The sequence below is a fragment of the Aeromonas bestiarum genome, assembly GCF_028751155.1.
Taxonomy (GTDB): Bacteria; Pseudomonadota; Gammaproteobacteria; order Enterobacterales; family Aeromonadaceae; genus Aeromonas; species Aeromonas bestiarum.
Genome location: NZ_CP064746.1, coordinates 3872786 through 3885844 on the forward strand (window position 1 = coordinate 3872786; position 13059 = coordinate 3885844).

A 13059-nucleotide genomic window follows, 5' to 3' on the forward strand; every position below is an offset into this window, starting at 1 on the left:
CGATTAATCCTTTCCTACATGAAGAATTGCGAGGAACGCCTCCTGCGGCACGTCGACACGGCCCAGGGACTTCATCCGCTTCTTGCCTTCTTTCTGCTTGTTCAGCAGCTTCTTCTTCCGGCTCACGTCACCACCGTAGCACTTGGCGGTCACGTCCTTGCGCAGCGCCTTGACGGTGCTGCGGGCGATAATCTGGTTGCCGATAGAAGCCTGAATGGCGATATCAAACATCTGGCGCGGGATCAGCTCACGCATCTTCTCCACCACCTGGCGACCGCGATACTGGGCGTTCTCCTTGTGGGTGATGATGGCCAGCGCATCGACGCGCTCACCGTTGATCATGATGTCCAGACGCACCATTTCGGAGGTTTCAAAGCGCTTGAAACCATAATCCAGCGAGGCGTAACCACGGCTGGTGGATTTGAGGCGATCGAAGAAGTCGAGCACCACTTCCGCCATCGGGATTTCATAGGTCAGTGCGACCTGGTTGCCGTGATAGACCATGTTGGTCTGCACGCCACGCTTCTCGATGCAGAGGGTGATGACGTTGCCCATGTACTCCTGCGGCAACAGAATGTTGCACTCGGCGATGGGCTCACGCATCTCCTTGATGTTGTTCACCGGAGGCATGGCGGACGGGCTGTCGATATGGATGGTGTCGCCATTGTTCAGCTCGATTTCATAGACCACGGTCGGCGCCGTGGTGATGAGATCCAGATCGTATTCCCGCTCCAGACGCTCCTGGATGATCTCCATGTGCAGCATGCCGAGGAAGCCACAACGGAAGCCGAAGCCCAGCGCGGTGGAGCTCTCAGGTTCGAAGAACAGGGAGGCATCGTTCAGGGACAGTTTGTCGAGGGCATCACGGAACGACTCGTAGTCATCGCTGGAGATGGGGAACAGACCCGCATACACCTGCGGCTTCACCTTCTTGAAACCCGCCAGCGCTTTTTCGGCGCCGTTCTTGGCTTGCGTCAGGGTATCGCCCACAGGGGCGCCGTGGATGTCCTTGATGCCGCAGACGACCCAACCTACCTCGCCACAACCCAGGCCCTGAGTATCCACCTGCTTGGGCGTGAAGATACCGATACGATCGACACCCCACACCTGACCGGTGCTCATTACCTTGATCTTGTCGTTCTTCTTGAGCGAACCGTTTTTGATCCGCACCAGAGAGACGACGCCCAGATAGGAGTCGAACCAGGAGTCGATGATCAGCGCCTGCAGCGGTGCATCGGGATCACCGACCGGCGCCGGGATGCGAGCCACTATCTCTTCCAGCACGAGATCGACACCCAGGCCAGTCTTGGCGGAGCAGCGCACCGCATCGATGGCGTCGATGCCGACTATGTCTTCGATCTCCTCGGCAACCCGCTCGGGTTCTGCGGCCGGCAGGTCAATCTTGTTCAGCACCGGCACCACTTCCAGCTCCATTTCCATGGCGGTGTAGCAGTTGGCCAGAGTCTGTGCCTCAACCCCCTGGCCGGCATCTACCACCAGCAGCGCCCCTTCACAGGCCGCCAATGAGCGGGAGACTTCGTAGGAGAAATCTACGTGGCCCGGGGTGTCGATAAAGTTCAGCTGGTAGGTGTTACCGTCTTGTGCCTGGTAGTTCAGGGTCACACTCTGTGCTTTGATGGTAATGCCGCGCTCGCGCTCCAGGTCCATGGAGTCAAGCACCTGAGCCTGCATCTCGCGGGAGGACAGCCCGCCGCAAGTCTGGATCAGACGGTCCGACAGGGTCGATTTACCGTGGTCGATGTGCGCAATAATCGAAAAGTTACGAATGTGTTTCATCGAGCAAGAATCACTCAAAATTAGGTTAGGGCCGGATATGGAGGCAGGATTTTACTGGATAACCCGGTCGACGGCCAATCTTTAGTCGACGGAGCACCAGAAATACAGGCCTGCACGGTCAGGAGAGGTTGCGGGTATGGAGTACCACACCCAGCATGCGAGGGCCATATGCCCCCTGATCGAGTCGAGTGGAAAAGTAACGAACCAGTGAAAATCCGACTAGGCCACCCAGCAGGCAGCTGAGGATGGTGATCCCCTCCCCGCCCGCCAACAAGGGCGCCAACCAGAGCTGACCAAGCAGGGCGCCCGCCAGCAGACAGAACAGTGGCAACACATAAACCAGGGCGGCGCCCCGCAGTATGCTCGCCTGGGGAATGCCGAGCCGGATCTGCTGACCGACGCTCACCTCGGCGGTAAGGGCAACCCGCAGCCGTTGCTGCTTCATCGGAAACGCCTTGGCAACCGTGCCGGTACCGCAGTTGGACTGTTGATGACAACCGCTGCAGGCGGAGCGCCGTTCGCACTCCACCCAGGCATGTTGTCCATCAATGGCCACCACGGTCGCCAGCTCTTCGCTCATTTCACTCACAAGACGTTTCCACAATAACGAGGGACAGATTGACCCAATCTGAACATGACTGCCCCGCTTGAGCAAGCGGGAGTGCAAATACGACTACTGTACAGTCTCATTGCGGGCCAGAGGCTGCACCGACTCGGCGATGCGTTTTGCCGTTTCGGCCGGCACTTCGCCCACCACGGTAATCTCGACCCCCACGTCGTTGACGTAGCTCACCAGCGAGGTCGCCCCCTGGCGGATCAACTGCTGGCGCACCGCCTGCTTGGGATCGACCCTGGCCACATAGACGGAGAGATCCACCAGACCATCGGAGAGCATCATGTAATCCACCGGCAGGCTGGTGGTCACCAGCTGGTGCCTGTCCTGAGACAATACCTTGAAACCATCCGGCAACCAGGTGAGATGCCAGTTCAGCGTCTGCTGCGGCGCCGGGTAGGCATCCTCCAGCGCCAGTGCCTGGGGCAGCTTGCTGCCGGCCAATTTCACCAGCCAGGGCGCGGGGGCATTCTGCCTGTCCAGATCCACGCCCAGCACCTGCTCGACCAGGTTGCCTTCCCGATCCACCATGTCCACCCGCAGCAACAGCTGGCTCTGCTCATCGACCCAGAGCACGAAGCCATACTTGTCCGCCTCTTTGGGCACCAGCCTGACCACCTGCGCCACCAGACCGGCTACCCGGCTGCGGCCGGCCAGCACGGGGTCATAGCTTTCCAGCACCCGGGGCAGCGGCATCTTCACCAGAGTGGCCCAGACACCGGGGAAACGGGCGCCCTTGAGGGTGTAGGGTTCATGGGTATTTTCGAAGAAGGTGAACTCGTCCTGGCGCTGCAGGTACTCTATGGTCTTGCCGTCCAGGTAGCTCAGGTGGGCCACCTCCTTGCCATCGATCACCCCATGACTGAAACGCATGGGTTCGAGGCGCCCCTGACGGGCCTTGACCATGGATAATTCGAAATTCTGTTGCGAGACGGCACTCTGCATCTGCTGCAACAAGGCCTCGGCCGACTTATCGTCGGCCGAGGCCTTGGCACAAATCAGCAGGAGAGAGGCCAGCAAAATACGGCTGGACTGGCGCACGATCTGATCCCTAAAAATGCGTTATTCCTGAATCTGCTTGTCTTGCAGCAGACGCTGTTGCAACTGATGGTCACGCAGGAAGGCATTGATGCGCTCACGCTGCTCCTGCATCTGTTGCTCACTCAACCCTTGCTGGCGGGCGGTCGCCCGGTTGCCATCCTGCGGGTAGTGCACGCTCACCGGCGAGGCACTGCCACCGACAGGAATGGTGTTGAGCACAGGGTTGGTCGGTATACCGTCATGACCCTGATACTGCTGCACCCCGAAGATGACGGCGGCGGCGACCGACGCGGCGATGGCGTATTGCCCCACCTGTTGACCGACCCGACGGAACAGCGGAACCACCTTGGCGCCGGTATGAACCTGTGGTGCAGCTGGCTTGCTCTCCACCGGCTTGGGCGCCAGTATGGTGGGCTCGTCTTCCAGCGCAGCCATTATGCTGTCACTGAGATCCAGCTGCAGATTGACCGGCAGGTCCCCCCGCATGGCATCACCGATCAGGTGGTAACGAGACCAGGTATCTTGCAGCGCCGGATCCATTCCCAGCTCGCTCAGAACCTCAACATCGCTCAAGTCACCATCCATCAGGGCCGAGAGTTGCTCTTTAGTTGCCATAAGTTAACCTGTCTTTCCCCAGTTAATTCTCGATCAGAGGTTTCAGCTTTTTATCGATTGCTTCCCTCGCCCGGAAAATACGGGATCTCACCGTACCCACAGGGCAATCCATGATTTCGGCAATCTCTTCATAGCTCAGCCCTTCCAGTTCACGAAGGGTGATGGCTGTCCTCAAGTCTTCAGGCAAAGCTTCTATGGCGGAAAACACGGTGCGCTTGATCTCGTCGGTCAGCGCCAGGTTTTCCGGTGTTGCGACCTCTTGCAAGGCTTCGCCACCACCATAGTATTCTGCCTCGTCCGCCTCTACATCACTGCTGGGCGGCCTGCGCCCCTGAGAGGTCAGATAATTTTTGGCCGTATTCACGGCGATTCGGTACAACCAGGTGTAAAACGCGCTCTCGCCACGGAATGTCGGCAACGCCCGGTAGGCTTTGATAAATGCCTCCTGCGCCACATCCGGCACATCGCCCGGATTGTTGACATACCTGGCAACCAGGTTGACCACTTTATGCTGGTATTTTTTTACCAACAGGTTGAATGCATTTTTATCGCCACGCTGGACCCGTTCAACCAGCTGTTCGTCCAGTAGATTCTGGTCGCTCATCAGAGCCGTAAAACCCCCATCAGGTTATCGTTTTTCTTTTCCGGCCCTTCCTAAGCGCACAAGTTCAGACAGGAGGAATCAGGGAAAGTTCGGTTGCATTGAAAAAAATGTGACGCAGGCTGCATCACCGCCCTCGCTTGGGCTACCATGGTGCCAGTTCTTAATCCAGGCCAATGATACTTATGAAAGCAAGTGTTGAATACCTTTGCGATGTACTGATCATTGGCAGCGGTGCCGCTGGTCTGTCCCTCGCGTTGCGGTTGGCAGACCAGGCCAAAGTCCTGGTTCTGAGCAAGGGGCCCATCAGTGAGGGGGCCACTCTCTATGCGCAAGGAGGCATCGCTGCCGTTTTCGACGAAACCGACAGCATCGAATCCCACGTGAGCGACACGCTCAACGCCGGGGCCGGGTTGTGTGACCCGGCCGTGGTGGAGTTCACCGCCCGCAACGCCCGTGAATCCATCCAGTGGCTGATCCAGCAGGGAGTTCCCTTCGATCAGGAGGAGGACGCCGAGGGCGAATCCCACTATCACCTGACCCGCGAAGGGGGCCACAGCCATCGCCGCATCTTCCACGCGGCCGATGCCACCGGCAAGGCGGTGCAGCTCACCCTGATCGATCAGGTGCGCTCCCACCCCAATATCCAGCTGATGGAGCGCTTCAACGCGGTCGACCTCATCACCACCCGCAAGCTGAATCTGCCGGGCAACAAGGTGCTGGGCGCCTACGTCTGGAACCGCAACGCCGAGCAGGTCGAGGTGATCCGCGCCCGCTTCGTGGCGCTGGCCACCGGCGGTGCCTCCAAGGTGTATCAGTACACCTCCAACCCGGACGTGAGTTCGGGCGACGGCATCGCCATGGCATGGCGCGCCGGCTGCCGGGTGGCGAACCTGGAGTTCAACCAGTTCCACCCCACCAGCCTGTTCCACCCCGATGACCCCAACTTCCTGCTGACCGAAGCCCTGCGCGGGGAAGGGGCCTATCTGCGCCGCCCCGACGGCAGCCGCTTCATGCTGGAGTTCGACGAGCGGGCCGAGCTGGCCCCGCGGGACATAGTCGCCCGCGCCATCGACCACGAGATGAAACGCCTCGGTGCCGACTGCATGTATCTGGACATCAGCCACAAACCCGCCGACTTCATCATCAAACACTTCCCGACCATCCACGAGCGCTGCCTCGCGGTCGGCATCGACATCACCAAGGAGCCGATGCCCATAGTCCCGGCGGCCCACTACACCTGTGGCGGCGTGATGATAGACAACAACGGCCAGACCGACATACCCGGTCTCTACGCCATAGGTGAAGTGACCTATACGGGGCTGCACGGCGCCAACCGCATGGCCTCCAACTCCCTGCTCGAGTGCGTGGTCTATGCCCATCAGGCGGGAGCCGACATCATGGCCAAGCTGCCCATGAGCGTGGAACCGCCCCATCTGCCCGCCTGGGATGAGAGCAAGGTGGACGACTCGGACGAACAGGTCGTGATCCAGCACAACTGGCACGAGCTGCGGCTGATGATGTGGGACTATGTGGGGATAGTGCGTACCAACAAACGCCTGGCCCGCGCCAAGCGCCGCATCGATCTGCTCAAGCAGGAGGTGCAGGAGTACTACGCCCACTTCCGCGTCTCCAACAACTTGCTGGAGCTGCGCAACCTGCTGCAGGTGGCCGAGCTCATCGTCAACTGCGCACTGCAGCGCAAGGAGTCCCGCGGTCTGCACTACAACCTGGATTATCCGGACATGCAGCCGGACTCCAAGCCGACGGTACTGACCCCGGAGCGGGAGTGATCCTGCACCCCATATCCCGGACTACCCGGACATGCAGCCGGACTCCAAGCCCAAGGTACTGACGCCGGAACGGGAGTAATGGCCCGCTAGCCGTCCCCCAGATGACCTCGCCCCGGCGGGGTCATTTGTTATGAGGGAGAAGGGGAGAAACAGGCGAAACGATTAACGGGCGGGCGGAGCGAGCCGGATGGCGCGGGCCAGCGCCCTGTAGTGTTCCGGCGCGAGCGCGTCGGAGAAGAGCCAGAGACGAGCATAGAGCCCATCCCCTGTTACCAGTTGCAACCAGAGTGCCCCTGGCAGGATGCGGCTGCGCGCGCCCAGTTGGTAGCGACGGCCCTGCCATTCCAGCCATTGCCCATCCCACGCCAGTGAACCGGCACTGTGACGGGTGCTGCACCAGGCCAGCCAGCCCCCTATCAGCCAGCAGGGCAACCACAGAGCCCACTGCCAGCCATGGATCAGACTGGCAACCGGCCACCACAACAGCAGAAACAGGATCAGCAGCAGGACGCGCTGCTGCCGGGAGGGAATGACGGGCATGACCACCCGCATCCGGGATCAGCTCAGGCTGTCGTGGCGCGCCTGATTGCGCTCCAGGATCAGCGGGATCATGGCGGCAAAGGCGGGGTCAGCCGGAACGCCGTGGCCCATGCACCACTTGAACAGGTCAGGGTCATCGCTCTCCAGCAAACGGATGAAGGTCTGCTGCTGCTCATCGCTCAGGCTGTCGAACTCGTGTTCAAAGAACGGCATAAAGATCACATCCAGCTCGAGCATGCCACGACGGCAGGCCCACTTCAGGCGGGATTTTTCAATTGGGCTCAACATGGAACTCTCCTTACAAAGACCCGGGGATGGTAACAGCTGGATTTTCCGGCTGACAAACATTCCTTACGTCTTTACCATGCAGCTCACATACTTTCTGTCTCTGGAATACCATCGTGAGCCTGCAAACGCCTGTTTTTCCTGCCGAGCCAACCCTTTTCTCCCTGACCGACCTGGCCATCACCAGCCTGACCGGTGCGGATCGCGTCAAGTATCTGCAAGGCCAGGTCACCTGTGACGTCACTGCCCTGCAACCGGGTCAAAGCACGCTGGGCGGCCACTGCGATGCCAAGGGCAAGCTGTGGAGCGACTTCCGTCTGCTCTGCCTGAACGATCGCCTGCTGTTGCTGACCAAGCCCTCAGTGCTGACGCGTCAGTTGCCCGAGCTCAAGAAGTTTGCGGTATTTGCCAAGGTCGAGATAGGCGAGAACCATGGTCAGGCGGTCGGCGTGGCCGGTCAGGGGTCGGATGGCTGGATCGCCACCCGCTTCGGCCTGACCGAGAGCGGGCTCATCGAGGGGGGCATGGCGGTACGGATCGAAGCGGATCGCTGGCTGCTGGTGAGCGAGCAACCACTGGAGCTGGACCTGCCCGCCGGCAGCGAGTCACTCTGGTGGGGGCTGGATATCAAGGCCGGTATGCCGCATATGGAAGCCGTGCATCAGGGGGAGTACATACCCCAGATGTTGAACCTGCAGGCACTGGATGGCATCAGCTTCACCAAGGGCTGCTACATGGGGCAGGAGACAGTCGCCCGCGCCAAGTATCGCGGCGCCAACAATCGCGCCCTGTTCGTGCTGGCCGGCACCGCCAGCGAGCCCGTCGCCTGTGGCGATGCCCTGGAGATCCAGCTCGGTGACAACTGGCGGCGCAGCGGCATGGTGCTCAACGTCTGGCAACAGGCTGGTCAGGTGTGGATCACGGCCGTGCTGCCCAAGGATACAGAGGCCGATGCCCGTTTTCGTTTCAAGCAGGAGGAGGCCTCCAGCCTCGCTCTGCAAGCCCTGCCCTACCCTCTGATCGACTGACCCGAACGGCAATAAGAGGCACTAACGAGGCACCCGCGCCAGCAGAGCCTCCTTGAGCCAGCGCCCCGCCTGCCCGAGCGGGCGGGCGCGATGCCACTGCAATTCCAGCTCCAGCTCCAGCGCTGCCTTGGCGATGAAATCCGGCTTGAGCACCACCACCTCTCCCCGCGCCAGCGGCCGATGCAGCAGAAAATCGGGGATCGCCGCCCACCCCAGTCCCAATTTGACCAGCTCCAGAATGCCGAGATCCCCCTCGATCCACCACACCTGGGGCGAGAGGCGGAAGCGGTGGCGCTCCGTGCCCTCCCGCCGTCCCGTCACCATCAGCTGGCGGGCCCCTTGCAGATCGATCTCTCGCAGCGGCATCCTGTGGGCCAGCGGATGATCGGGGGAGACCACCAGCGGCATGCCGACGGAGCCCAGCGAACGAGAGGCTATCTCCCGCTCCGGCTGCTCCTTCTGGTAGCTGATGCCAAGCTGGGCCCGACCGCTCTTGAGCAGCTCGGTCACATCCTCCATCAGGGGAAACAGCAGCTCCAGTTCGACACCCGGGTAACGAGTGGCGAACTCCTCCAGCAAAGAGCCGAGCCAGGGCAGGTGGGAATCATCGTCGATGGCCAGGGTGAGCCGCGACTCTATGCCTGCGGCCAGCTCCCCGGCGATCGCCTGCAATCGCTCGCTTTGGGCCAGCAAGATGCAGGCTTCCTGGTGGATACGAGTACCCGCCTCCGTCAGCACGGGATAGCGGGCCGAGCGATCAAACAGCTCCAGCCCGAGATCTATCTCCAGGTTGGCGATGGCGGTGCTGACCACCGACTGCGCCTTGCCCAGCTTGCGGGCCGCCGCCGAGAAGGAGCCGGTCTCTGCCGCCGCCAGCAGCGCCTTGAGTTGTTCCAGCGAAGGGTTCATTCGATTGCTCCTGTCATGACCTGGCAGCACGCCAATCTATCTATTTTAGCGATAGATACCAACGTGAACCTATCAGAAATTCGCGGTAAATTGGCCGCCATAAACACTCAGACACAGATAGATAGAGAGAGACAGACCATGCGTAATACCCGTGACCGCCTGCGCCACGCCATTGGCTTCGAACTGATTGGCCTGCTGATCGCCGCCCCCCTGGCAAGCTGGATCACTGGCGTAGGACTCAACCATATGGGGCCGCTGGCGTTGTTCTTCTCGGTGCTCGCCACCGTCTGGAACTACGTCTACAACATCGGCGTGGACAAACTGCTGCTCAAGTATCAGGGCCACACCCACAAGACGATGTGGCAGCGGGTATGGCATGCCATGGGCTTTGAAGGAGGCCTGCTGTTTGTCGCCCTGCCGGTAATGGCCTGGTGGCTCGAGATCAGTATGCTGGAGGCGCTGGTGCTGGATCTGGGCTTCGTGCTGTTCTACCTGGTCTACGCCTTCATCTACAACTGGAGCTATGACAAGGTGTTCCCGATACCGGGTCAGGTGCAGCAGAACGCTCTGGGTTAAACGACAGGAAAACAGGGCAGGAACAAGGAGGCACCATCATGCGACTGGCATGATGGTGCTGGAGGAGGGCAAGCCAGTCGGGCCTGCCGCAGCCTTCAGGCTTGCGCCTTCAGCTCTTCGGTCGGGGCATCCGCCTCGGCCGACTCCTGGGTCAGCATGGCCTCAAGGTCGCTCTGGTACTGGTTCAGCAGGCGCTGGGCCGCCACCATGTCACCCTTGTGCAGACGCTCGAACAGATGGTGTTGCACCACGCCGTTGAGATACTCCACCGTGACGGGTTGCTCCAGGGCAGCCAGCAGCTCCTCTTTTTCCAGTTCGGCATTGATTTCATCGGCACTGGTACGCAGCAGACCGGCCAGTTGTACCAACATACGGCGCTCACCTTCGCGCAACAGGCTCAACATGCGGTTTCTCTGCTGCTCATTCTGTTGGGTCATACATTTCCTTACGTCGAATGGGAACAAGCCCGCTCATTCTGCCCTGTCCCTTTGACAGCGTCTATCTCATGCCCCCCACTTATTTTCATGTCGAGCCGATAAAGGCCGCCAGATGCTATTTGCCCCGTCGCTAGGTATAGTAGCCACTGGTTTACGGGCGCCTGGCCGCCCCGCACGGACGAGAAATTTCACCATGACAGATGCCATTCTGGTGCTCTGCACCTGCCCGGATGAGGCCAGTGCCGACCTCATCAGCGAACAACTGCTGAACCAGCGGCTGGCGGCCTGCATCAATCAAGTGCCCGGTCTCACCTCCGTCTATCGCTGGCAGGGGAAGCTCGAGCGGGCACGGGAGATCCAGCTCATCATCAAGTCGCGGGCCTCCCTGTTCGAACTCTTGCGCCAATGCATCCTCAGCCATCACCCCTATGAGGTGCCGGAGATCCTGGCACTCCCGACAAGCCAGGGCCATCAGCCCTATCTCGACTGGTTAACACAGGAAACCTCATGACGCTGTCTCGCCTGCTATCCCCCCTGCTTGTGCTCTCCGCCCTGCTGCTGTCCACCCTGAGTGCGACGCCGGTTCAGGCCGGCAGTGACAGTCTGCTGAGCGCTCTCGGTATCGAGGCAAACGCCCAGCCCAAGTTTCTGAAAGTCGACGACGCCTTCGTGCTCGAGAGTGAACAGCAGGGCAAGCAGTTGCTGCTGACCCTGCGCATCGCCGATGACTACTACCTCTATCGCCACAGCTTCCGTTTCAAGGGCGAGAACCTCGCCTTCAGCGAACCCGTCTTGCCCGCAGGTGACGAGCATCAGGATGACTTCTTCGGCAAGACCCGGGTCTACTACCGGGAGGTGCAGATCCCCGTCACCCTGACCGAGGCGGGCCAGCAGGCCAGCCTCACCGTCAGCTATCAGGGCTGTACCGACGGCCTCTGCTACCCGCCCACCGACAAGCAGATTGCGGTACAGCCCATGGTGGCCAGCACCAGCGATGTCGCGCAGGCCAGCATGGAGGAAGCCGCAGGTGCCCCGGCCAGCAGCCAGCAGGATCAGCTGGCCGCCGCCCTCGGTAGCCAGGGATTCTGGCTCAGCATAGCCGCCTTCTTCGCGCTGGGGCTCGGCCTCGCCTTCACCCCCTGCGTCTTCCCCATGTATCCCATACTGACCGGCATCATAGCCGGGGCGGGTCATAGCCTCTCCACCCGCCGCGCCTTCCTGCTCTCCTTCGTCTATGTGCAGGGGATGGCGGTCACCTATACCCTGCTCGGGCTGGTGGTGGCGTCGGCGGGTTTGAAATTCCAGGCGGCGCTGCAGCACCCCTATGTGCTGATCGGGCTCTCCGTCATGTTCGTGCTGCTGGCACTCTCCATGTTCGGGCTCTACACCCTGCAACTGCCGAGCAGCCTGCAGACCCGGCTGTCCGTCCTCTCCAACCGCCAGCAGGGCGGCTCTGTGCTCGGAGTCGGTATCATGGGGATGATCTCCGGCCTGGTCTGCTCCCCCTGCACCACGGCCCCGCTCTCCGGCGCACTGATCTACGTGGCCCAGAGCGGCGACCTCTGGCTCGGCGGCGCGGCCCTCTATGCCCTGTCGCTGGGGATGGGGTTGCCGCTGCTGCTGCTCGGCACCTCGGGCGGCAAGCTGCTGCCCAGGGCCGGCGCCTGGATGGACGTGATCAAGCAACTCTTTGGTTTTGCGCTGCTGGCGGTGCCCATACTGCTGCTGTCACGACTGTGGAGCGATCAGATGGCCACCCTGGCCTGGCTGGGTTGGGGATTGGTGCTGTGCGGCTACCTCTACCATCACAACCAGCATCAGAGCCACTCGGTGGCTCGCAGCCTGCGCGGCTTCGTGCTGCTGCTGGCGATGATCAGTGCCGTGGTGGTGGGCAAGGATCTGCTGCTGCCAAGCCAGGATACCACCGCGAGCACTCAGCGCGAGTCGCCGCAGTTTATCCGCATCAAGACGCTGGATGATCTCAAGATGCGGCTGGCCGCCGCCCGCGGCAAGCCGGTGCTGCTGGATCTCTATGCCGACTGGTGCGTGGCCTGCAAGGAGTTCGAGCACAAGACCTTCAGCGATCCCGCCGTGCGCGAGCGCTTCGGCCAGATGGTGCTGCTGCAGGCGGACGTCACCGCCAACGACGATGCCGATGTGGAGCTGCTCAACGGCCTCAACGTGCTGGGGCTGCCGACCCTGATCTTCTTCGACCGCGCCGGCAACGAGGTGAGCGGCCAGCGGGTGACCGGCTTTATGGGGCCGGAAGCATTTGCTGACCACCTCGATAGGGTGAACGATGCAAACTGAGTTGCGTCGGCTGCAGGCAACCGATGGTCCGGCCTTGCAGCGTCTGTTCGAACTGGCCCCGGCCTATCAAGCTGCGGTGAGCCATGACCCTCTCTCCGAGCTGGCAGGAGAAGAAGAGCTGTTCGCTTGCCCGCCCGACCTGCCGCTCTCTGACAAGCATCTCATCGGCCTCTGGGAGGAGGGGGAGCTCACCGCCGTGGTCGACCTGCTGCACGGCTATCCCGACCCGGCTACCGCCTATCTGGGTCTGTTACTGGTAGGCGAACCCTGGCAAGGTGCCGGCCGGGGTCAAGCACTTTATCTCCACGCCTGCATGATGGCGCGCTCCTGGGGAGCAACTAGGCTGCGCCTGTCGGTCATTGCCAGCAACGAGACAGCGCTCTCCTTTTGGCTGCGCAGAGGGTTCACCGAGAGCTATCGCCGCGAGCTGGCTGGCTATCGGGCCGAGGCCATAGTGCTAGAACGCACTCTGGAGCCGTGAGCCGAGGTTTGCCACCGCTCGTTCGCATGGCAC

15 protein-coding genes are annotated in these 13059 nt (G+C 61.2%); 6 read left to right on the forward strand and 9 right to left on the reverse strand.

Going from position 1 to position 13059, the window contains the following annotated elements; genetic code table 11:
• Positions 1-3 precede the first annotated feature (3 nt).
• The 5 genes from lepA to rpoE form a co-directional block, all read right to left on the reverse strand.
• Positions 4-1797, reverse strand: a complete 1794-nt coding sequence (gene lepA, locus IU367_RS17805; protein ID WP_043142180.1) for a translation elongation factor 4 — start codon at positions 1795-1797, stop codon at positions 4-6.
• Between the two features lie 118 nt (positions 1798-1915).
• The gene (locus IU367_RS17810; RefSeq protein WP_098980704.1) at positions 1916-2377 is read right to left on the reverse strand and encodes a SoxR reducing system RseC family protein; all 462 of its coding nucleotides are present in this window, start codon (positions 2375-2377) and stop codon (positions 1916-1918) included.
• A gap of 93 nt (positions 2378-2470) precedes the next feature.
• Positions 2471-3451, reverse strand: a complete 981-nt coding sequence (locus tag IU367_RS17815; RefSeq protein WP_098980705.1) for a MucB/RseB C-terminal domain-containing protein — start codon at positions 3449-3451, stop codon at positions 2471-2473.
• 21 nt (positions 3452-3472) lie between these two features.
• Positions 3473-4066, reverse strand: coding sequence for an RseA family anti-sigma factor (locus IU367_RS17820; protein WP_043142185.1), 594 nt, complete (start codon positions 4064-4066; stop codon positions 3473-3475).
• Between the two features lie 22 nt (positions 4067-4088).
• Positions 4089-4670 carry an RNA polymerase sigma factor RpoE gene (gene rpoE / locus IU367_RS17825; RefSeq protein ID WP_042033782.1) on the reverse strand — a complete coding sequence of 194 codons (582 nt, stop codon included), beginning with the start codon at positions 4668-4670 and terminating at the stop codon, positions 4089-4091.
• A 182-nt stretch (positions 4671-4852) separates the two neighbouring features.
• Between rpoE and nadB the strand changes: the two genes are divergently transcribed.
• Positions 4853-6460, forward strand: a complete 1608-nt coding sequence (gene nadB, locus IU367_RS17830) for an L-aspartate oxidase (RefSeq protein ID WP_043142188.1) — start codon at positions 4853-4855, stop codon at positions 6458-6460.
• 162 nt (positions 6461-6622) lie between these two features.
• Here the strand turns inward: nadB and IU367_RS17835 are convergent, their stop codons facing one another.
• On the reverse strand, positions 6623-7000 hold the full coding sequence (locus IU367_RS17835) for a protein YgfX (protein WP_274452596.1): 378 nt from the start codon (positions 6998-7000) through the stop codon (positions 6623-6625).
• A gap of 18 nt (positions 7001-7018) precedes the next feature.
• On the reverse strand, positions 7019-7288 hold the full coding sequence (gene sdhE / locus IU367_RS17840; RefSeq protein ID WP_042033786.1) for an FAD assembly factor SdhE: 270 nt from the start codon (positions 7286-7288) through the stop codon (positions 7019-7021).
• Positions 7289-7401: 113 nt separating this feature from the next.
• Between sdhE and ygfZ the strand changes: the two genes are divergently transcribed.
• Positions 7402-8313 carry a tRNA-modifying protein YgfZ gene (gene ygfZ / locus IU367_RS17845; protein WP_274452597.1) on the forward strand — a complete coding sequence of 304 codons (912 nt, stop codon included), beginning with the start codon at positions 7402-7404 and terminating at the stop codon, positions 8311-8313.
• 21 nt (positions 8314-8334) lie between these two features.
• On the opposite strand, the gene IU367_RS17850 is transcribed toward ygfZ, so the two are convergent.
• Entirely contained in the window at positions 8335-9222 is an 888-nt protein-coding gene (locus tag IU367_RS17850) for a LysR family transcriptional regulator (protein ID WP_043142196.1), read from the reverse strand.
• A gap of 138 nt (positions 9223-9360) precedes the next feature.
• Between IU367_RS17850 and IU367_RS17855 the strand changes: the two genes are divergently transcribed.
• Positions 9361-9798, forward strand: coding sequence for a PACE efflux transporter (locus IU367_RS17855; protein WP_043142200.1), 438 nt, complete (start codon positions 9361-9363; stop codon positions 9796-9798).
• A 95-nt stretch (positions 9799-9893) separates the two neighbouring features.
• Here the strand turns inward: IU367_RS17855 and IU367_RS17860 are convergent, their stop codons facing one another.
• Complete coding sequence (locus IU367_RS17860) at positions 9894-10235, reverse strand: hypothetical protein (RefSeq protein ID WP_042872738.1); 342 nt, start codon at positions 10233-10235, stop codon at positions 9894-9896.
• 193 nt (positions 10236-10428) lie between these two features.
• Between IU367_RS17860 and cutA the strand changes: the two genes are divergently transcribed.
• Genes cutA through IU367_RS17875 form a run of 3 tightly spaced genes read left to right on the forward strand, consistent with a single transcriptional unit; the run spans position 10429 to position 13026 of the window.
• Positions 10429-10746 carry a divalent-cation tolerance protein CutA gene (cutA, locus tag IU367_RS17865; RefSeq protein WP_274452599.1) on the forward strand — a complete coding sequence of 106 codons (318 nt, stop codon included), beginning with the start codon at positions 10429-10431 and terminating at the stop codon, positions 10744-10746.
• The gene (locus IU367_RS17870) at positions 10743-12545 is read left to right on the forward strand and encodes a protein-disulfide reductase DsbD (protein ID WP_274452601.1); all 1803 of its coding nucleotides are present in this window, start codon (positions 10743-10745) and stop codon (positions 12543-12545) included. Before cutA ends, IU367_RS17870 begins: the two co-directional genes overlap by 4 nt.
• Positions 12535-13026, forward strand: a complete 492-nt coding sequence (locus IU367_RS17875; protein ID WP_274452603.1) for a GNAT family N-acetyltransferase — start codon at positions 12535-12537, stop codon at positions 13024-13026. Before IU367_RS17870 ends, IU367_RS17875 begins: the two co-directional genes overlap by 11 nt.
• Positions 13027-13059: the final 33 nt, after the last annotated feature.

Excerpts from the sequence above, each read along its gene's own strand:
- lepA (WP_043142180.1), bottom strand. The coding sequence starts at position 1,797 with ATGAAACACATTCGTAACTTTTCGATTATTGCGCACATCGACCACGGT.
- IU367_RS17810 (WP_098980704.1), bottom strand. The coding sequence starts at position 2,377 with ATGAGCGAAGAGCTGGCGACCGTGGTGGCCATTGATGGACAACATGCC.
- IU367_RS17820 (WP_043142185.1), bottom strand. The coding sequence starts at position 4,066 with ATGGCAACTAAAGAGCAACTCTCGGCCCTGATGGATGGTGACTTGAGC.
- rpoE (WP_042033782.1), bottom strand. The coding sequence starts at position 4,670 with ATGAGCGACCAGAATCTACTGGACGAACAGCTGGTTGAACGGGTCCAG.
- nadB (WP_043142188.1), top strand. The coding sequence starts at position 4,853 with ATGAAAGCAAGTGTTGAATACCTTTGCGATGTACTGATCATTGGCAGC.
- IU367_RS17835 (WP_274452596.1), bottom strand. The coding sequence starts at position 7,000 with ATGCCCGTCATTCCCTCCCGGCAGCAGCGCGTCCTGCTGCTGATCCTG.
- sdhE (WP_042033786.1), bottom strand. The coding sequence starts at position 7,288 with ATGTTGAGCCCAATTGAAAAATCCCGCCTGAAGTGGGCCTGCCGTCGT.
- IU367_RS17850 (WP_043142196.1), bottom strand. The coding sequence starts at position 9,222 with ATGAACCCTTCGCTGGAACAACTCAAGGCGCTGCTGGCGGCGGCAGAG.
- IU367_RS17855 (WP_043142200.1), top strand. The coding sequence starts at position 9,361 with ATGCGTAATACCCGTGACCGCCTGCGCCACGCCATTGGCTTCGAACTG.
- IU367_RS17860 (WP_042872738.1), bottom strand. The coding sequence starts at position 10,235 with ATGACCCAACAGAATGAGCAGCAGAGAAACCGCATGTTGAGCCTGTTG.
- cutA (WP_274452599.1), top strand. The coding sequence starts at position 10,429 with ATGACAGATGCCATTCTGGTGCTCTGCACCTGCCCGGATGAGGCCAGT.
- IU367_RS17870 (WP_274452601.1), top strand. The coding sequence starts at position 10,743 with ATGACGCTGTCTCGCCTGCTATCCCCCCTGCTTGTGCTCTCCGCCCTG.
- IU367_RS17875 (WP_274452603.1), top strand. The coding sequence starts at position 12,535 with ATGCAAACTGAGTTGCGTCGGCTGCAGGCAACCGATGGTCCGGCCTTG.